We start from the raw sequence: 19944 nt of genomic DNA, 5'->3' as shown, positions 1-19944 counted from the left end.
TATAAATTATTAAATTAAAATTATAAATACAAATTATTTAATATAAACATTTCTATTGAACCCTGTATCTGCATCTGCCTTTTACGATGCGTATACAGGGTTTGGTAATATAGATTAGCTTTATCAATTTCTAAGAAATTGTTGGATTTTTTTCAGACGTTCAAATTTGTTTTTTTTTGCATAAAAAAACGATATGCTATTCTATTATAAACGCTTATTGACCGACGAGACTTCAAAAATTACCACTGCTACAGGGTTTAACGTATTTTGTCAAAAACTTTCCCCTTGCCCGTAATCCTATGGCACGAATTTTGCAATTATACAATGTGCACAAACTACTGCTTATTGTTTGACACGCAATAACAGCTTAATCCAGATTTTATAAAAAGGAGTGAGAAAATGAACAAACCGGATAACCTCAAAACCTATTACAAAGGCCTTGGGTTTTGTGGTGGTGCCTGTGGCTCAAACACGTCGGAAGTGGACGTCAAGGATGGCAAGATCGTCCGAATTCGCCCGATGCGCTACGATACGATGTATTCGCCAGAGCAGATGAATGCCTGGAAATTAAACGCCAGAGGCAAAACCTTCGAGCCTTCAATGAAATCCCAAATACCGCCTTTCAGCCTGGTTTATAAGAACAGAGCTTATTCCAACAATCGGATACTGTATCCTTTAAAGCGGGAAGATTGGAACCCGAACGGGGAACGCAATCCTCAGAACCGCGGCAAAAGCAAATTTGTCCGGATCTCCTGGGAGGAAGCCCTGGATATCATTGTCTCAGAAATAAAACGGGTGCATGCAGAGTACGGTCCCTATTCTATTCTGGCCCAGGCTGACGGCCATGGCGAAACAAAAGCCGTACATGGCCCTCACGGCACAATGACCGAACTACTAAGACACTTAGGCGGCTTTACGCATCAAGCCCGTCAACCGGACAGCTGGGAGGGCTGGCACTGGGGTGCCAAACATATGTGGGGCCAGTCGCCTTTAGGTCAGGCCAACCAATATAATCTGTGGTACGATGTTTCCCATAACACAGATATGCTCTTGTTCTGGGGCTGCGATATGGAAACAACCCCCTGGTCCTGGGGTGGCCAGCAATCCAGCCGTCTCTGCAACTGGTTTACGGAATTAGGCATCAGACAAGTCTATATTTGTCCGGATGTCAATTATGGCTGTGCTGTCCATGCCGACAAATGGATCCCGGTCTTTCCGAATACTGATGCTGCTCTCCATTTGGCCATTATGTACACCTGGTTGAAAGAAGATTTGTGGGATAAGGAATATGTTGAGACCCACGCCGACGGCTATGATATTTTCTTCAAATATGTGCTCGGCGAGGAAGACGGTATCCCCAAGACCCCTGAATGGGCTGAGCCGATCTGCGGCGTGCCTGCCCGGATCATTAAAGCTTTGGCCCGGAAATGGTCTAAAGACAAAACGACACTGGCTCACTGTAACGGCGGCTCGTATATCCGCTCCACCTATGCCCACGAGCCTGCCCGCCTGGAAGTACTTGCCGTGACCATGCAGGGTATCGGTAAACCTGGACGTAATGTCCTTAAATTCATTGAATGGCAAATGTTTGGCCTAAACAGCGCGATGCCTGGTCCGCGTTCCGAAATTATCCCCCATGTCGGCGGAGCCTACCATGGATGGCATATGGGATTAGAAGAATCTTTTATTCCCAAAACATTGATGCCACAAGCTTTAACCGGCAACTTTACAGCGAACGAACCTTTAAGATGGTGGTCTTATCCCAACGCCAGCTTCCCTGCGGAGCAACAGTTTATTGAATACCAATATCCGATTGAAGGGGCTAAACCTGTTCGCATGATCTGGAGTGATGCACCGTGTTGGACCACCTGTTGGAATGGTGGCAATGCCATGATCGAAGCTTACCGTTCACCAAATATTGAGTTTATCGTCACCCAGCATCCTTGGCTGGAAAACGATTGTCTATTTTCAGACTTACTCCTTCCGGTCAACACCAAGTTTGAAGAAACGGATATCAGCGTCGACATCTGCGGCGGTGACTTCAACCTGATCTACCGTGAGGAGCAATGTATCGATGCGATCGGCGAATCCATGAGCGACTGGGAAATCGCCTGCGCTGTCGCCAAACGCTTTGGCCCTGAAATTTACGAGAAACTTACCGAAGGTATGGATACCGAAGATTTTATCCGCCGCGGCTTTGAACAATCCGGCGTGCAGGATTATATCAGCTATGACCAATTTGTCGAGAATAAATACTTTGTCGTCCCCATCGCCAAGGACTGGGAAAAAGACCAATGTGGTTTTGAAGCATTTTATAAGGATCCTGAAAACAATCCGCTTGAGACATCCACCGGCAAAGTCCACTTCTATTCTGAAGAATTGGCGCACTATTTCCCGGACGACCAGGAACGGCCTCCTTATCCTAAATTTATCCCTTATGGGGAAACACACCAGGAAAGCCGACTCCATCCCCGCAGTGAAACATATCCGTATCTGATCGTATCCAACCATCCGCGCTGGCGCTGCCATGCTCAGTTGGACGATATCCAATGGCTCAGAGAAATTCCGACCTGTAAAGTGAAAGGGCCCGATGGTTACTTGTATGAACCCGTATGGATCAACCCGCTTGATGCTGAAAAAATTGGTGTTAAAAACGGCGACGTCGTTAAAGTTATCAATGACCGCGGTTGGGTCTTAGGCGGTGTTTATGTTACTGAACGGATCAAACCCGGTGTGGTCCTCCAGGATCACGGTGCCCGTCTTGACCCGATCGAAGCCGGCGTTTCCGATCGCGGCGGCGCCAATAACCTGATCTGCCCGACAAACACGACATCGAAAAATGCCGTCGGTGAAGTCACCAGCGGATTCCTGGTCAATATCGAAAAATGTGACGTCTTCGCCCTCGCCAAGGAATACCCGGAAACCTTCGGCAGAGAATTCGACGCCCGCGGCGTCTGCCTCACTAACTGGATCAAGGAAGGAGAATGATCATGAAAGTATTTGTTATCGACATGGCCAAATGCAATGGCTGCTACGGCTGCCAACTGGCCTGTAAAGATGAGCACGTGAACAACGATTGGATGCCTTATGCCAAACCCCAGCCGGATACCGGCCATTTTTGGATGCGAATTGAGGAAACAGTCCATGGCCAAGTCCCAAAAGTCAAATTGGAATACCGCCCTGTCTCCTGTATGCACTGTGATAAACCCGCCTGTATCGAAGCAGGCAACGGCGCCGTTTACAAACGCGAAGACGGTTTGGTCATTATCGATCCCGTCAAAGCAGAAGGCAATAAAGAGCTTGTCAATGCCTGCCCCTACCACACCATCTATTGGAACGAAGAATTAAACGTCGCTCAAAAGTGCACCGGTTGCGCACATCTGGTTGATGAGGGCAAACTCCCCCGCTGTGCTGATTTCTGTGCCACCGGCGCGCTACGTTTCGGTGAAGAAGCTGACTTTGCCGCTGAAATCGCCAGTGCGGAGGTTCTCTCACCGGAATTCGGCCAAAAACCGCGTGTATATTATCTGAATCTGCCGAAACTTTTCATCGGCGGCGATGTCTGGGACCGTGCTGACAATGAAATCATTGAAAACGCCGTCGTTACACTCAAAGGTGAAAACGGCTGCGAAGTGAGCGTCAAAACCGACGACTTTGGTGATTTCTGGTTTAAAAAGCTCAGTGCAGGCAATTACTCTCTAACCATCGAGGCAGACGGTTACAAAAGCGTTTCCGTAGATCATATCCGATTGGAGAAGAGCCTGAACCTCGGCGATTTCCCGTTAGAAAAATAACAGTGGCAGAAATGGACGTATTGAAGTCTTATATGATGTCATCCGTAGCGATAAATACTGCGTCTATTTAACCTATAGTGGCTACCCGATTAGAAAGAGGTGAATTGCTTGGCTTACGATGATAAAAGCAAAGTTACAACGTATTATAAAGGGTTAGGGTTAGGTGCATTTGGTTTAAACTCCAACACCGTCGAAGTCGATGTCAAGGACGGCAAAATCCTCCGCATCCGGCCGCTCCAAATCGACAAGCATTACGACCGCGAATCCCTTCGTCCGTGGACTATCAAGGCCCGCGGCAAGGAATACAATGCTTCGTTAAAAACCCTGATTCCGCCTTTCAGCATTGTCTATAAAAAAAGGACCTATTCCCCGAACCGGATCCCCTACCCGCTCAGGCGTGAGGACTGGGATCCGAATGGGGAAAGAAACACCCAGAACCGCGGCAAAAGCAAATTTGTTCGTATCTCCTGGGAGGAAGCCGCTAATCTGATTGCTTCCGAAATTAAACGGGTCAATGAAACCTACGGCCCGCTCTCTATCCTGGCCCAAGGCGACGGCCATGGTGAGACCAAACTGGTCCACGGCCCGCACGGCTGCCAGACTCATCTGCTGGAGCTCACCGGCGGCTTTACCTGGCAGGTTCGCAATCCAGACAGCTGGGAAGGCTGGTATTGGGGCGCAAAGCATATGTGGGGACAGGATCCCCTCGGTCAGGGCTCCATCGGCAATCTGCTCTGGGATATGGCGAATAACTGCGGCATGGTCCTCTTCTGGGGCTGTGATATGGAAACGACACCCTGGGGTTGGGGCGGTCAGCAGGCCAGCCGTTACTGCTTCTGGCTGACGGAACTTGGTGTTAAGCAGATCTACGTTTGCCCGGATGTGAATTACGGCAACGCCGTTCATGCCGATAAATGGATTCCGGTATTGCCCAATACCGACTCCGCTTTGCACCTGGCGATTATGTACACTTGGCTTAATGAAGGTGCCTGGGATCAGGATTACATTGCAGACCATACCGTTGGTTTCGATGTCTTCAAAAAGTATGTTCTTGGGGAAGAAGATGGCAACCCGAAGACCCCGGACTGGGCTGAACCCATTTGCGGCGTTCCTGCCCGCATCATCAAAGCCTTGGCCCGGAAGTGGCATCGGGAAGCGACCACCATCGCCCACTGCAACGGCGGTTCACTTGTCCGGTCTACTTACTCCCATGAACCAGCCCGTCTGGAAATTGCCTGCTTAGCAATGCAAGGACTCGGCAAACCCGGACGCAACCAGATGAAATTCCTGGAATGGAACCTGATGGGACTGCCCGACCAAATGCCGGCACCGGCTGCGGAGTTTGTACCCTATCTTCGCGAAGGTTACCGCGGTTATGTCAATAAACAGGAACCATCCTTTATTCCCAAGACCCTGATCCCTAAAGCGATCCTTGGGGATTACACTTCAGATAATCCGTTGTTGTGGCACTCCTATCCGGTCGCAGGCTGGCCCCGTGAGGACCAGTTCATCGAATACCGTTATCCTCTTTTGGACGCCAATCCGATCCATATGATCTGGACAGACACGCCCTGCTGGACCACATGTTGGAACGGCGGTAACTCAATGATTGAAGCCCTGCGCAATGAAAAAATTGAGTGCGTAGTTGCCCAGCACCCCTGGATGGAAAACGACTGTCTGTTCGCGGATATCCTGCTGCCAATTAATACGAAGTTTGAAGAGCTGGATATGTGCACCGACAACGACAACGGCAACTTCTGTATCTCTTGTTACGAAGGACAGTGTATCGATTCCATCGGGGAATCCAAGAGCGACTGGGAAGCTGTCGGCGAAGTTGCCAAAGCCCTCGGTCTCTATGAGAAATTCACCCATGGGCTCGATGTTGAAGGCTGGATCAAGAAGGCGTTTGATACATCCGGTTTAGCTGAAAAAATTACCTTCGAACAGTTTAAGGAAAATGGCTATTATGCCGTGCCAACCAAAGAAAACTGGGAAGATGTCCCCGCCGGCTTCGAAAACTTCTGCAAGAGTCCGGAAGAATACCCCTTAAATACGCCTACCGGTAAACTGGAATTCTATTCCGAATCCCTGGCCAGCTTTTTCCCGGATGACACCGAACGCATGCCGTACCCGCGCTATGTGCCTTTCGGCGAAAGCCATCAGGAAAGCCTGCAGCATCCGCGCAGCGAGAAATTCCCGTATCTGATCGTATCCAACCATCCACGCTGGCGTGTTCATGCTCAACTCGATGATGTGACGTGGCTCAGGGAAATTCCGACCTGTAAAGTGACCGGAGCTGACGGCTACCAGTACGAACCTGTTTGGCTCAACACCAACGATGCTGCTAAACATGGAATCCAAAGCGGCGATGTCGTTAAGATCATTACGGATCGCGGTTGGGTCCTCGGCGGCGCGTATGTGACCGAACGGATTATGCCCGGCGTTGTTTATCAGGATCATGGCACACGCCTTGACCCGATCGTTGCCGGAGAATCTGACCGTTCCGGCGCCAATAACCTGATCTGCCCAACAAACATCACCTCCAAAAACTGCCCTGGTGAGGTTACCAGCGGTTATTTGGTCAATATCGAGAAAGCTGATCTGGACGCACTGGCTAAAGAATACCCCGAAGCCTTTAACCGGGAGTATGTCAAAGGAACCGGTGTCAGCATCATGAACTGGATCAAACACTGATCAGAAATGACGCTAATTCCTTACATTCCGCCAAACAAACCCTGAAGGATATCATCCTGGGCTTTTCCAAGCCTGGGATATATCCATTAATAACTGACATAATCACTAATCACAATCTCTAATCAAACAAGTTTATCCTACGAAATATACGTTTTCGTTTTTTTGGAGCAAGAGTTTCGAAATCCTATTGCTCCTTTCCCCTATATATCAAATAGGTTCCGATCAATGTGTTCCTGATTGGCTATTGCGCCCAGATATAAGGAGGCAAAACTAAATGTTAACCAAAAGACAAAACCTGTTAGAAACCATTAAAGGTGGAAACCCCGATCGTTTCGTCAAGCAGCATGAATTTTTAAATATGATCCCGGAAGCCGCTTTTACCATGGCGGGAATACCGTACATTCCTGGGAATACCGGAAAAGACCCTTGGGGTGTGACCTGGCAGTATCCGATAGGACAAATTGGAGCCTTTCCAGTGCATGATGCGGAGCATACTGTCGTTAAGGATATTACGAAGTGGCAAAAATACGTCAAGAAGCCCGTCATCCCGACCTCTGATGAGGCGTGGGCCCCTGCGCTCGCACATGCCAAGGTCATCGACCGCAATGAAGAGTTTTTGACTGCCATGGTCTATCCAGGTGTTTTCGATATGACCCATAATCTGATGGGCATGGAAAACGCGCTGATGGCCTTTTACGAAGAACCTGAGGCCATGCATGAGCTCCTCGCCTGTATCACGGAATTTTATTTGGATTTTGCCCGGGCCGTTATCGACAGACTGCATCCGGATGCCCTCTTCCAGCATGATGATTGGGGCAGCAGTATCAATTCTTTCCTGTCGCCGGAGATGTTCAATGAATTTATTGTGCCGTGCTACAAGAAAATCTACGGTTTCTATAAAGCCAACGGGGTTCAGCTGATCGTCCATCACAGCGATTCCTATGCGGCCAATCTGGTGCCGGCGATGATCGAGATGGGAATCGACATTTACCAAGGGGTTATGAACAGCAACAATATCCCGGAATTGATTAAACAATACGGCGGTAAAATTTCCTTTATGGGCGGGATCCAAAGCGGCGATGTGGATGCCCCTGGCTGGACAAAGGAGATAGTGGCCGAAGCAGTGGAAAACGCCTGTCAGACTAATGGTAAGCTCAATTATATACCTTGCATCACCCACGCAGGCCCAAAGAGCCATTTTCCAGGCGTCTATGAAGCAATTAACACAGAGATAGACCGTATGAGTAAAATCCTTTTTTGATTCAATAATAATTTGGACGCGACTTTGTCTTTCTGACTGGTATCAAAAGACAAATCTGCGTCCTAATTATTTTCTATGTGTACTATTTATCTTAATCTGTACTAACATGAGAATAAAAATGTGTACTCCGTTTATAAAATATGCGGCGTATTGTAAAAACACATATTATCAGACTATCTTGACTATCAGTGTCTTACGTAATTCATCATAATCAAACCCTGAATGCTTTCATTATTGGAAGAAGGCCCAGGGGAAACATCATTACGTTTCAGTAGGTTTCATCGGCCATTTACTACAATGATTATAATACTTTGACTAATTCCACAGCTTTAACTGCTGCACTACCAGCATCCGGAGCAAATCCGTCAGCCCCGATTTCGTTAGCAAATTCCTGGGTAACAGGTGCGCCGCCGATGATGACTTTGAAACCGGTGAGTCCGCTGCCTTTGATTGTCTGCACCGCTTCTTTCAAAGCCGGCATGGTGGTGGTCAGAAGACCAGAACAAGCGACTAAGGTTACGTGTTGGTTTTCATTGATGGCTTCGATCCATCTGCCAGCCGGTACGTCTACGCCGAGGTCAACCATGGTGAAACCGGCGCTTTCGATCATCATGGAAACCAGGTTTTTACCGATATCGTGTAAGTCACCAGCAACGGTTCCGATGATGCAGGTTCCCAGTGAATTGCTGCTGTCGCCAGCCAGTAACGGTTTCAGGACATCAACACCTTTAGCCATTGCTTTCGCAGCCATCAGCATTTCAGGAACGAAGATTTCACCGGTGGAGAATTTGTCACCAACGATACCCATGGAATCGACCATGCCTTGGAGAATGTCTTTAGCTGCACTGCCTTCGTCCAGTGCTTCCTGTACCAGACCAGCTACCAGTTTCGTTTTCCCTGCTTCTACCATTGCTTTGACGTCATCAATTTTTGCCATTTTGAGAGTCCTCCTTAAAATAATCTTTTTCTATTTTCTGTTGTAATTGATCCTGGACTGTTTATAGAGCTCCTCACTGAATTCAGGCGTAAGCATTTCCCAACCATACATATTCCATAGAGAGGGTTTATCCGGTCGGCAGAATTTATCGGCATAGGCTTTTGCCATCTCCCGTTGATCCTCTTCCGTGGTCAATAAAGGATCAAATTTTTCCGGCAACACACCAATAAGTAGTTTATCTCCATATAGTTCATATATTTGGTGGGTATCGTTCATTGCCTGCGGATTCCAGGAGTCCCAGCCGGCGGCAATAATATTGGGAACCTGTTTTAAAAGTTGACCGCAGCTGTGTAGCTCGCAATACTTGCCTTTGGTATGGAGAAAATCCGTCACTTTCTTCATATACGGTACAATCATTTCCGATGCCGTTTCTGGTGAGAAGAAGGTGTCCTTCTGTGAACCCCAGTCATCATGCATGCAAAAACAATCAATATTCGGGAAATATGCCATATATTTATCCAATATCCGGATATATAAGTCACTGAGCTTTTCCATAAAATCCTTAACTGCGTCCTTTTGATCCTCATCAATGACAGCGATAATGGCTCCTTCAAATTCCATGAAAGAGATCAGGCGCTCATACCATCCATTCAAAAACATACACGTAATAAAATTATCGCTGTTTAAGTACTGTTCATTCGCTTTTTGACAGCCTTCCCAATCCCAACTCTCAATGTCCGGCCAAACGACTTTGTCAACCCATTCGTTAGCATCCTCCAACAAGGGCTTTCCTGGACGAACCATCGATCCACCGACTTGAAGAACATACTCCCATTCAATTCCGAACATATCCTTGCCGCCGGTTTTATTACTGACGCCGGGAATAAATGTTCCGTCAAAGACAAACGCCCGGGCAACATTATCCGGGTTCACTCCGGGAGTAAATAGTTTCCCTTCGACACCATTGCCAATTATTTGCCATATTGGTTCTTTCGTATAGACTCCGTTAAACGCTTCTCGTGGTGTCACCGGGAAATTATATATCAAGGAATCAGGCCTCCCCGCCAACAATGCCGGAACCCGGCGAACGATCTCGAGCTCTCTCGGGTCGAAAGCTGGTGCAGTCATTCTATAAACCCTCCTTTATTAAAATATCAATTCATCAAAATACTATAAGTAATTATTTTGACTCTGTAAAATTTAAGTTTTTAATCATTATTATAAAAAATAACTATACATAATTATAAAAAAGATTAGCCCAAAGCAGCATACACCTGTTATAGATTGTACACTGTTTTGAGCTAATAGGGTTCAATATGGTCAAGAAAAAACGATAATCGATCCCAACTTTTTTAAATATCACGTGCAATGGTGAATGCCATGCTCGTAGCGTGCTGAATATTTTTTGGAGTCAAGCAATCGCCTATTTGATAGAACTCCGGAGCACATAAAGACAAAGCTGCGGCTTCAGCTTGAAGCGGTTGTTGGCCAATCGCATAGATGACAGTATCACCTTCATATAACTTTCTGCTTCCTTCTACTGAATCAGCCTTCACAATTCGGCCGAAGCTGTTTGATTGAAGCCCGCCAGACTGTGCTGTCTTGGACGGAGGTAACGTATAAGCATTTCCGACATACTCGCCAATGACACCCTGATCGTTGATTTCAAGTGCTCTGGTTGCTGTAACTACTTGGATTCCGCACGTTTTAATCTCGTTATTCAAAGCCAGGCCATGGATCAAATTATCGCCGTAAGTCAACACATCCATCATTTCAATAACCGTGACTTTCCGCCCGAGTCCGGTTAGAAAGATGCCAAGTTCAACCCCCACAAGACCGCCACCAAGAATTATAACCTTCTCACCCGTCTTTTCCGGATTTAGATAGGCTTCTTCCGCTCCAAGCACATTCTTGCTGTCAATCCCCGGTATCTTCGGTACCATCGGGCGGGCACCGAGTGCAGCGATGATAACATCAGCACCGACGGCCTTGGCAAACTCAGGTGTCACCACAGTACCCATCCGAATATCGATTGGCTTGCGCGAAATCATTCTGGCTTGATAATCAAGATAGTCAGAAAGATGCTTCTTGAATGGGACTTTCTCTTCACACCGAAGTGTGCCGCCCAATCGGTCACTTTTTTCGCAGAGGATAACCCTGTGCCCGCGCTCAGAAGCAGTTAATGCCGCTTGCATTCCGCTAACTCCGCCGCCTACGACGAGAACAGTTTTTTGATCAGATGACGGCAGTTCGTGGCGGCATTCCTGCTCAAAGCCAATTTCCGGATTAACTGCACATGTTTCCTGGCGTTTGGCGGCGACACTGGCAAAGCACTGAAAACAACGCATGCACGGTCTGATTTCATCGGCTTTCCCCGCCCGTGCCTTTTTAGGCAAATCAGGATCAGCCAACGTAGCCCGCGCAGTCAAAACGACATCCGCCTTACCAGAGGCGATGATCTCTTCCATAAGTTCAGGATCCCCTAGGGCACCGACCGTTGCTACATGCGTTTTTACATGCTTTTTAATCTCAGCTGCATAAACGACATTGACGCCGTCCGGTAAAAACATACTGGGATGCGTTACGGTGAATACTTCCGGGACTTCGTGGCTCCCGGCGGAAACGTGGATCAGATCGACCTTTCCGTCAAGCTGTTTGGCGATGGCAACACCCTCATCGATATCATATCCGCCGTCGTAACACATCGATCCACTGATCCTGATATCAATCGGGAAACCATTTCCGCATTTTTTCCTGATCCTTTCAGCAATAGCCAACGGTAAACGACAGCGGTTCTCCAGGCTGCCGCCCCACTGGTCCTTACGATTGTTAACTTTAGGATCTAAAAACTGATTAAGGAACCAGCCGTGCCCCGCATGGATAATGACCATGCCAAATCCGCAGAATTTGGCATAGGCTGCCGCGTCGGCATAACCCTCAATTGTTTCCTCAATAATTTCCTCCGGCATTGCCGGGACAAATTGGCCAAGCGCATTTAACCCGTCGACAACGCCGTAGATCTGATTACCGCATTTTGCACTGTAATAAGAGTTTGCCCCATTATGACATAGCTCAATGGCTGGGACTGCGCCATGGCGATTAATAGCTGATGTCAGTCGGTAGATCGGAGGAAGCGCCCCAGGGTCATCCAAGTGAAGGTTACCCGCTCCGCTACATCCTCTCTTACTGTCCGTTACAGCTGAACCAATGGTTACTGTCGCTGCTCCGCCAATTGCTTTGCGCTCATAGAAGGCAATAGTCTCTTCAAGGGGATGATTATTTGGAGATACATACGGATAGCCCATGGGGGCAGAAAAATATCGGTTTCGGAAAACGGTATTCCCGAGCTTAATTTGGGAAAATAGATGTGGATATTTACATGTGTACATTTTGTCTCCTTTTCTATACTGCGATGATATACTATTTATTGATGAATATCGTTTTATATTCAATGTTTGACAAGACAACTGTTTGCAGTCTCTAACCCACAAGCTTTTTCTAAATAAATATAGCTAATATAATTTTTAGGTATAGTATAAAAGGGGGCGTAATAGAAACCAATCATTACGCCCTTATAAGATAGTTAATAGGAAGACCTTTTTTTGTTAACTTTATTTCGCACTGACAGCTTTCGAACTATTAATCGAATCGTCGAAGCTCTTATTCTTTTGTAAAACCATTACAATACCAACCACAATGCCTAGAACAAGAAGCACGGTCGAGGCTACTTTCCAGCCTGCGGTTGGGCCGGTTATACCTAGCATTGAAGTAACTCCCATCAGAATCAATGTCGTCAAGAATTGTCCGCAGCCTTGAAAAGCAATAAATACAGACATAGCTAAAGCAGAAGCGCTTCTCTTTGCTGTCGAAGCAATAAGCAGATACATCGCTGGATTATACGTGCCGAATCCGAACCCAAATAGTACTGTGGCAAGATAATACCCTGTCATCGTGTTTGACAGAACCAAAATAAGTAATGCCAATCCCTTCAACAAAATCCCAAGCGGGATTGAGTATTTCCCCAAATAACGGAATATGAATCTTCCTGCAACTAATGCCCCAAGAAAATTAAACAAATTCATGATTGCCGTAATCTGGCCAGCTTGAGCCGGTGTACCAATTTTTAATTGGGTTATAACCAGGGCCACCGAAGTCATGAATGAAAACATCATCGCCGTGTCAATAAAGTGGACAAATGACCATGCAAATGTTGCCGGAGTTAATGAAGATAATTTTTTAGGACCCTCTTCCTTCACAAGCTCTTCATTCTTAGCCATCACCCCATAATTCGGGAGTTTGAGGATAATAAGCAAAAATACAGGGATGAAAAGGAAGTATCCGTAAAAAGTGTATCGCCAATTCATATTGGCCAAATATCCGCCGAGAAGTGAGAAAATTATAGCTGCAGTAGCCCCAACTGCAGATTTATAGCCCATTAAACTCTGTCTTTCTTTGCCGGTAAATAAGTCCGCCACTACTGCAGTATTTAGAGTAAAGCTTAAACCGACGCCTATACCGAAAATAGCTTTTGCGAAAAAGATGAACTTGATGCTGTTTCCAAAGAAACCGGGCATTGCGCCGCCGACTAAAATACAAAACATAGCCACATATAAAATGTTTTTGACACGGAAGCGACGGGCCAATTGTCCGGCAACTATACCAAATATGACATTCATAATTGTTGGCAAAGAAACGATCATTTTAATAATCTCGGGATTAGTGTCTGGGAATGCTTTATAAATTGCTCCCATTGCCGGAGCAACAAAAGCTGCGCCATAAAGGAGGATACAGGTGGAAAGTGCCGCAGCTTTTACGCCAAGTCCATACTGGCTAGTGTTTTGTTCCATAAATTTACCCCCTACTAATTCTTTAAATGGAGAATTCTCCTGCATGCATGATATCATTGTAAGTTAACTTAGTCTAAGTCGTCTAGAAAGGAAACTGAGCACCATTTGTAATTACATGCAATTTTTTATAGACACAAAATACAAGCACAGGAATAATTCTGGCACAAAATATGCACTAGCATCGCCTCCCGCTGCGTCTAGTAACTTCCAATACAGATATCAAAAATTCCGGCCTTTGAATGGGATAGCCCACTCAAGTATGCCGGATACTAACAGGGCTCCATACAACTTCTTTGCGGGACGTAAAAAGTTCCCCTTGTTATAGACTGTTTCATTATGAACTGTCTCACAAGGGGAGCTTATAAAATTGAAAGGGGTTAACGTTATTCGTTTATCGTTAAAGTATAACCAGAAAATCGGTACACCCTATATTAATATTGTTTTTCCAATATCTGATAGACCGGCGCGCCTTCGCAGTGATTCGGCATACGAACTCCCCCGATAACCGCTACTGTCGGTGTAACATCAATTTGCCGGATAATACGATCGGTCATATAGCCCTGTTTTATTCCCGGTCCAGCGGCCATGAATATCGGACTCAGAGAGGTATGGTTAATCCCATATGTCGTTGACAAAGCATCAAAATGATCGTCATTATAGCCTTCTGCCGTCCAATATAGGATATCACCGCATTCGGAGCCGCCCATACCAAATATAACCGCATCCTTGTTTCTTAAAGCGCAAGCAATAATTCGCTGTCCGCTGATCGGATGTTTTGCGCCATACAACGCCGTCATTATCTCTTCTTCAACCTGATATTGATCCTCAGGCTCCACAATACCGTGCTCATATTTCCCTTTCACATTAATATAAATGTTGTTTGCCCGGCTGGCGACGGCTTTTGTTTTAGACCAATCAATGTCATGGGTATCATTTCCGTTTTCATCCTTTAAGACTTCCGTAAATCCTAATTGACGCATTAAGCCCACATTGACTCCCATAACGTCACCGACCTCGGGACGTTCATATTCGGCACATATAAGTGCATGATCGCTGACGATAAAAATAGTCCACCCTTCATCCAAATAATGCAAGAAGGAACCAATATACTCATCTGTTTGCAAGTATATTTCTTCCATACATTTTTGAGCATCCGCAGCTGAATATTTACTATAATCGCGATTCTTCATATTCCTTGCGATCACGTGCATCTGCGCGTCAACATTGTGGTTGTGTGAAAAAATAACATTATACTTCTCTTTTTCAATCAGATAATGCAAGGTATCGGATTGCCAGTGGCAATAACGGTCCCACATCGGCAGCATGCACTTAAACAAATCATCGGCATTTTGCGCGCAGAGCATCGGAGCATCCTCAGGGTACGCTACATTCTCAACGATATCCTTGTATAACCGGGTTGGGGAAAAAACTCTATCCTCGTCAATATCAACGATCGCTGAACAATATATCTTCAAACTGCTGCCGTCGTCGGCCAATTCTAAAACCCGCATGCTTCGGATTCCGTTTAGTTTCTTTTTCCCGCGATAAGCATCGTCAATGATGTCGTGAACCATGACGTCTTTGGGTAAAATGGCTATCGGTTCAGTTTCTTTCTTGTTGCGATATATTTTGATTGTATCATAGACCCCGTTTTCGTTTTTTATGATTAAACCCACACGCCGAACTAATCCCTCAGATATCAATAACGTGAATTCCAAGGCATCCTCAGGCGCATCAACCCAATTACCTGCTTTTTTAATAGGACTCATGGAGTAGTCAAACTTACCTAGTTTTACAAAACCATCTGTTCCTTCATCATTATTCAGCATGACCGTTTTTTTGTCAGGCTGACCTATCGCGTTCTCATCCTTATCCATATCCAAATCGCTCATCTCACAAGGAGCAATTCCTTGAACTTCACCTTTTCTGCGATAAGTTACTTCCTCAATATCCTTATTGGCGACAATATAAAAATCATGATTAATGATACCAATTCCCTGATTGACGCCGCCTGGTTGTGTACCATCCACGACATGCAGATTAGGGCTGTCACTGGTTGGAGGCCAAGAACTTCCCGGCCAATTAAATACCAGTGTCTTCATACCGTTTTCGGCAAATACATTCCATAACAACTCTGCTTTGCACTTTCTTGAATCCAAACCATACCCGACATAATCCAGCCCCTTCTCACTCGGAGAGCAAAAACACGTAATACCATGAACATTGGCGTAGCATCCGGTTGCCAGTGTTGTCCACATCGGAGGGGTTCCGGTTGGGTGGCCTCCCAACATCGTCAAATCTTTACTTGCCGCGCCACGATCCATAAATTTTTTAAAATTCGGCAGTTTTCCTTCCTGTAAATAGTGTTCAGTGGCTCTTGGATCTAAAGCGTCTACGCCAAGTATTAAAATCTTATCATTGATTTGCCTGCGATCCATTTCTTCTTTCATAGGCTTCTCCTCCAATTTCTATAAAATTACTATCGTATTTGAATACTACTGTAAATTTTATAGAATCAGCATTTTCTCGTCCAGAAAAGAAACCATGCACCAAAAGACCATACTGCAAGATGGTTTTGCCACTGTTCATAGTTACATTTTATTGTTATGATATAAAATTCGAATGTTAAATAACAAAAATATCACTTATAATAATCGATATAAGGGTGTCAATAAGATTTATTATCCGATTTCATACACCCCCTTTATGTGCCACACTCCTTAGAATGAAGCTTGAGCGTCAGTATAAGATTTTATGTAAAGGAAGTTTTATTTAATGAGGATTGAACAACTTGGGTATCTTGTGGCGATTTCCAAAACTAAGTCAATTTCTCTGGCAGCAAAACAGCTTTATATTTCTCATCAAGGTATGAGCAATGCCATTTCTATGATGGAAAAAGAATTAGGGAAAACCCTTCTTGTTCGTACCAATAAAGGCGTTGAATTGACTGAAATCGGTCAGAAATATGCGGATTGCACAAGCAGTTTTCTGGAAAGGTTAGAAGCGCTAAAGACCGAAGAGAATGCATCATTAAACTTAGATGGGCAATTGTTAACAGGCGCATTATGTATTTATACTGCACCTTTATTGGGCGTTTGTATATTGCCAAAAGTTATTAGTGAATATAAAAAAAAATACCCGCTTGTTAGGATCAATATTAAACAAACCGATTCCCAAGGCATTTTAACGGCTGTTAAAGAGGGTAAAGCAGACATTGGTTTAATTACCATCGTCAACAAAGAATATAAAAAAATTAAGTCAAATGCTAAGAACAATCTAATTGAAATACAAAAACTATTTTCTGATAATCTTTGTGTTTTAACATCTAAATTATCGCCACTTGCTTCAAATCGATCAGTGACACTTAAAGAAACACTCCGATATCCACTGGCCGTTTATTATAGCATGAAAGACGTTATAACATTTTTAGAGAATAATGCCTACTTATATGGTACTCCAGATATAGCGATAGAATCAGAAAATGATCTAATCAATCTAGGAATTATTGAAGAAGGATCAACGATTGGTTTGATGTCACACTATAATTGGTTAAATTATACTCAAAAAAAAGTATCGGATAATATTATTACTTTACCGCTATGTGATGATATCAGTTTGTTGAATTGTTTGGTAGTTAACAAAAACAATTCATTATCCGTATGCTCACAAGCATTTTTGGACGTCTTAGATGATATGAAAACTTGCCTTTTTTGCTGAAATCGGCTTAAGTTAAGCCTAGCTTTTCGTTAGTCCACAGCCAGTTCAAGCGCTTGATCAAAAGAAAACCCATTCAAATAGGTAGCAATTTATATATATTCCTGAGAATTAACAAAAAAGAATAATCAGTCATAGAAAAGCCGTACCGCCAAAAGCAGTATTGCTTTTTTGATTAATATTCATTTTTAATTGGTATTAAATTAGCTGCAACAAATTATGATAACTTACGGCTTTTGTTGCAATGTCTTGTTTCTAGACGATAACTTTAGCTGAAGTATATAATTCGCATAAGTACATTTTCAATAATGTTTACCCCAAATAAGCACTTAAATAATTTTAGGATTCAACGCTTTAGATAAATAATTTTATGGAAGTGATATATTTCACAACGTTCTTAATATCTAAAGGTTAGGATATTCCCTGATGAATAAAGTGCTTAGGATAATGAATTATTTTTTATATGGAGGTACAAGATGGGATTGAAAAGAGCAATGATGCTTGGTCTCGACGGAGCCGACCCTTTGGTTGTTAAAAAAATGATAGCCGAAGGAAGATTGCCAAACCTAAAAAAAGTTTTGGAGGAAGGCGTCGCCAATAAAAACCTTTCCATGGTAGGCGCCTATCCTTCCGTAACACCGCCTAACTGGGCTTCGATTGCTACCGGAAACTGGCCCAGAACGCATGGCGTAACCTGCTTTTTTAATCAAACCTTGGGAGATGAATTGGATTTAGCGCAATTAAACTGGGATTCCCGCAGAGTTGAATCGGAGTTGATCTGGGAAGCATTCAGTCGTGAAGGCAAACGCAGTATTATGCTGAACTACTGTGAAGCTTGGCCGCCTCGTATCAAGGATGATCCATACGCTGTCTATGTCGACGGTACGGGAGTTATTCCCTTTATCCGTTGTCAGATTGATTCGCCGCAATTTATCACATTAAGAGAAGGGAATTTCCCGACAGAAGTTTCTGCTCATGGAGTTAAGGATAACGCGAGCGATTGTATTATCAGCACGGATATGCTGGAAGAAATGATGGGAAACGACGATCAGCAGGCTGCTAAAGCGGCTAAGGAACAAAGTGAGGCTGATCCTTACGAAGATACTCCGCTGATTGAATTTCCTTTTAAGGTATATACACCGGAAGCCGATGACGAGGGGGCAGGAATTGATGAGGTTGACAGAATTACCGCCGCTTTGAAAGCCCCTGAAAAGTGGAGTTTTGAGCTGCCTGAGGGAGCAAAAGTTGCCATCGTTCCTCTCGCCAAGAGCACCGTCCGCCGTTACTTCGTCATAACGGCCAGTGATGGAAAAACCTATGATACGCTTACAATTTACGCTAACCGGAAAGATACTGCACCGATTGGGCAGACCAAAGTTGGTGAGTGGACCGAAAATATTTTTGACACCTTTACGATCGATGATAAACCTGTCAAAGTTGCCTACCGTATTCGTTTGATCGAACTAGCCGCAGATGGCAACTTTGCTCAAATGCTGATGACCAATGCCATGGATATTGAAAACTTAGATTATTTCTATCCACGCGCAATGGGGAAAAAGCTCCTTGAGGAAGTCGGCCCCATGATGCCCCATGCCAAACTGGGCGATGTCCGTGAGGATGCCGGGATCATTGAATTTGAAGCTTGGGCCAATCTCTTTGACTGGCATATTGATGCGACCAAGTGGTTATTTAACGAATATCCGGATTGGCAGTTATTTTATGTCCATCTCCACGGGATCGATATTTTCAATCACTGGTATATTAATCATACCCTTCCGGGTTGGGATAAGCGATCGGATTTTTACCAGGAACTGCTTTATAAAATGTACGAAATCAACGATAAGTATGTTGGGGCAATGCTCGAATATTTGGATGGCGATACCAGTATCATCATTACCTCCGACCATGCCGCCATTCCGAATTCGCCTGGTGATAAAAACCCCGGATTTGGTCATCTTTCCGGTATCGCCGTTAAAGTAATGGAAGACTTGGGATATACTGTTCTCCATGAAGAAACACGGTATACTAAGAAACCGAAAATTGATTGGTCCAGAACGAAAGCAATCTGCGCGAGACTTGGCCATGTCTATGTCAACCTGAAAGGACGCGATCCGCAGGGAATTGTTGAGTCTGAAGAGTACAATGCTGTCGTCGAACAGCTTATCTCGGATTTGTACAGTTATCGTCATCCGGAAACCGGCAAACGGGTTGTTGCTTTTTGCATGACTCGGAACGAAATGGAAAGTATCGGCCTTGGAGGCCCGCACTGTGGCGATATTATCGTCGAACTGATGCCGACTTATTGTGAAACGCACGGGAATTGTCCGACGACGGTGGCACATGAAGGTTACTCACTTGACAATTTGTTAATGATGATCGGAGCAGGTCTTAAGAAAGGAGAATTATTCCGGCGAGTCGCTCGTGTAACCGACGTTGTTCCTACCATCTGTCATTTAACGGATACTCAAGTCCCCAGCAACACAGAAGGAGGCATCATCTGGCAGGCTTTGGAGGGATTCCAGGAAGAACAATACACGCGAAAACCTACCAAAGGGAAGTAATTGCTAATCATTACACAAAAACCGTCAAATTTGCTATCTCATCTGCCATATTATACCCAGCAAGAATTTTGAAAATACGAATTATAAGAAGGGCTGCAGAAGACAATCAAATTGATTATCACCCTCTTGCAGCCCT

Annotated in this window: 12 protein-coding genes; 6 read left to right on the top strand and 6 right to left on the bottom strand. The window is 44.9% G+C overall.

Going from position 1 to position 19944, the window contains the following annotated elements:
• Window positions 1–399: 399 nt before the first annotated feature.
• The 4 genes from LPY66_RS06165 (at window position 400) to LPY66_RS06150 (ending at window position 7749) form a co-directional block, all read left to right on the top strand.
• Window positions 400–2988 (top strand): molybdopterin-dependent oxidoreductase, encoded by a 2589-nt coding sequence (locus tag LPY66_RS06165; RefSeq protein WP_337987218.1) that lies wholly within the window; start codon window positions 400–402, stop codon window positions 2986–2988.
• 2 nt (window positions 2989–2990) lie between these two features.
• Entirely contained in the window at window positions 2991–3794 is an 804-nt protein-coding gene (locus LPY66_RS06160; protein WP_337987217.1) for a 4Fe-4S dicluster domain-containing protein, read from the top strand.
• A 108-nt stretch (window positions 3795–3902) separates the two neighbouring features.
• Window positions 3903–6488, top strand: coding sequence for a molybdopterin-dependent oxidoreductase (locus LPY66_RS06155; protein ID WP_337987216.1), 2586 nt, complete (start codon window positions 3903–3905; stop codon window positions 6486–6488).
• A gap of 274 nt (window positions 6489–6762) precedes the next feature.
• Window positions 6763–7749: a uroporphyrinogen decarboxylase family protein gene (locus LPY66_RS06150; RefSeq protein WP_337987215.1), complete on the top strand. Its 987-nt coding sequence runs from the start codon at window positions 6763–6765 to the stop codon at window positions 7747–7749.
• Between the two features lie 301 nt (window positions 7750–8050).
• Here LPY66_RS06150 and LPY66_RS06145 read toward each other — a convergent pair whose 3' ends face one another.
• From LPY66_RS06145 to LPY66_RS06120, 6 genes are all read right to left on the bottom strand, one after another.
• Window positions 8051–8686, bottom strand: a complete 636-nt coding sequence (locus LPY66_RS06145; RefSeq protein ID WP_337987214.1) for a corrinoid protein — start codon at window positions 8684–8686, stop codon at window positions 8051–8053.
• A 30-nt stretch (window positions 8687–8716) separates the two neighbouring features.
• Complete coding sequence (locus LPY66_RS06140) at window positions 8717–9814, bottom strand: uroporphyrinogen decarboxylase family protein (RefSeq protein WP_337987213.1); 1098 nt, start codon at window positions 9812–9814, stop codon at window positions 8717–8719.
• A 224-nt stretch (window positions 9815–10038) separates the two neighbouring features.
• Window positions 10039–12075, bottom strand: a complete 2037-nt coding sequence (locus LPY66_RS06135; RefSeq protein WP_337987212.1) for an FAD-dependent oxidoreductase — start codon at window positions 12073–12075, stop codon at window positions 10039–10041.
• Between the two features lie 222 nt (window positions 12076–12297).
• Window positions 12298–13533: an MFS transporter gene (locus LPY66_RS06130; protein ID WP_337987211.1), complete on the bottom strand. Its 1236-nt coding sequence runs from the start codon at window positions 13531–13533 to the stop codon at window positions 12298–12300.
• 431 nt (window positions 13534–13964) lie between these two features.
• On the bottom strand, window positions 13965–15983 hold the full coding sequence (locus LPY66_RS06125) for an alkaline phosphatase family protein (protein ID WP_337987210.1): 2019 nt from the start codon (window positions 15981–15983) through the stop codon (window positions 13965–13967).
• Window positions 15949–16122 (bottom strand): hypothetical protein, encoded by a 174-nt coding sequence (locus LPY66_RS06120; protein WP_337987209.1) that lies wholly within the window; start codon window positions 16120–16122, stop codon window positions 15949–15951. Before LPY66_RS06120 ends, LPY66_RS06125 begins: the two co-directional genes overlap by 35 nt.
• A 186-nt stretch (window positions 16123–16308) precedes the next feature.
• Here LPY66_RS06120 and LPY66_RS06115 point away from each other — a divergent pair, with 186 nt between their 5' ends.
• The gene (locus tag LPY66_RS06115) at window positions 16309–17250 is read left to right on the top strand and encodes a LysR family transcriptional regulator (protein ID WP_337987208.1); all 942 of its coding nucleotides are present in this window, start codon (window positions 16309–16311) and stop codon (window positions 17248–17250) included.
• A 473-nt stretch (window positions 17251–17723) separates the two neighbouring features.
• Entirely contained in the window at window positions 17724–19808 is a 2085-nt protein-coding gene (locus LPY66_RS06110; RefSeq protein WP_337987207.1) for an alkaline phosphatase family protein, read from the top strand.
• The last annotated feature ends 136 nt before the right edge of the window (window positions 19809–19944 follow it).

It is taken from the genome of Dehalobacter sp. DCM (assembly GCF_024972775.1).
In the GTDB taxonomy this organism is placed as follows: domain Bacteria; phylum Bacillota; class Desulfitobacteriia; order Desulfitobacteriales; family Syntrophobotulaceae; genus Dehalobacter.
This window is presented reverse-complemented; position numbering and strand designations above follow the sequence as displayed.

What these genes read in the sequence shown, in the direction of transcription:
- LPY66_RS06135 (WP_337987212.1), bottom strand. Translation starts at nt 12,075, where the DNA reads ATGTACACATGTAAATATCCACATCTATTTTCCCAAATTAAGCTCGGG.
- LPY66_RS06150 (WP_337987215.1), top strand. Translation starts at nt 6,763, where the DNA reads ATGTTAACCAAAAGACAAAACCTGTTAGAAACCATTAAAGGTGGAAAC.
- LPY66_RS06120 (WP_337987209.1), bottom strand. Translation starts at nt 16,122, where the DNA reads ATGAACAGTGGCAAAACCATCTTGCAGTATGGTCTTTTGGTGCATGGT.
- LPY66_RS06125 (WP_337987210.1), bottom strand. Translation starts at nt 15,983, where the DNA reads ATGAAAGAAGAAATGGATCGCAGGCAAATCAATGATAAGATTTTAATA.
- LPY66_RS06110 (WP_337987207.1), top strand. Translation starts at nt 17,724, where the DNA reads ATGGGATTGAAAAGAGCAATGATGCTTGGTCTCGACGGAGCCGACCCT.
- LPY66_RS06115 (WP_337987208.1), top strand. Translation starts at nt 16,309, where the DNA reads ATGAGGATTGAACAACTTGGGTATCTTGTGGCGATTTCCAAAACTAAG.
- LPY66_RS06130 (WP_337987211.1), bottom strand. Translation starts at nt 13,533, where the DNA reads ATGGAACAAAACACTAGCCAGTATGGACTTGGCGTAAAAGCTGCGGCA.
- LPY66_RS06165 (WP_337987218.1), top strand. Translation starts at nt 400, where the DNA reads ATGAACAAACCGGATAACCTCAAAACCTATTACAAAGGCCTTGGGTTT.
- LPY66_RS06145 (WP_337987214.1), bottom strand. Translation starts at nt 8,686, where the DNA reads ATGGCAAAAATTGATGACGTCAAAGCAATGGTAGAAGCAGGGAAAACG.
- LPY66_RS06160 (WP_337987217.1), top strand. Translation starts at nt 2,991, where the DNA reads ATGAAAGTATTTGTTATCGACATGGCCAAATGCAATGGCTGCTACGGC.
- LPY66_RS06140 (WP_337987213.1), bottom strand. Translation starts at nt 9,814, where the DNA reads ATGACTGCACCAGCTTTCGACCCGAGAGAGCTCGAGATCGTTCGCCGG.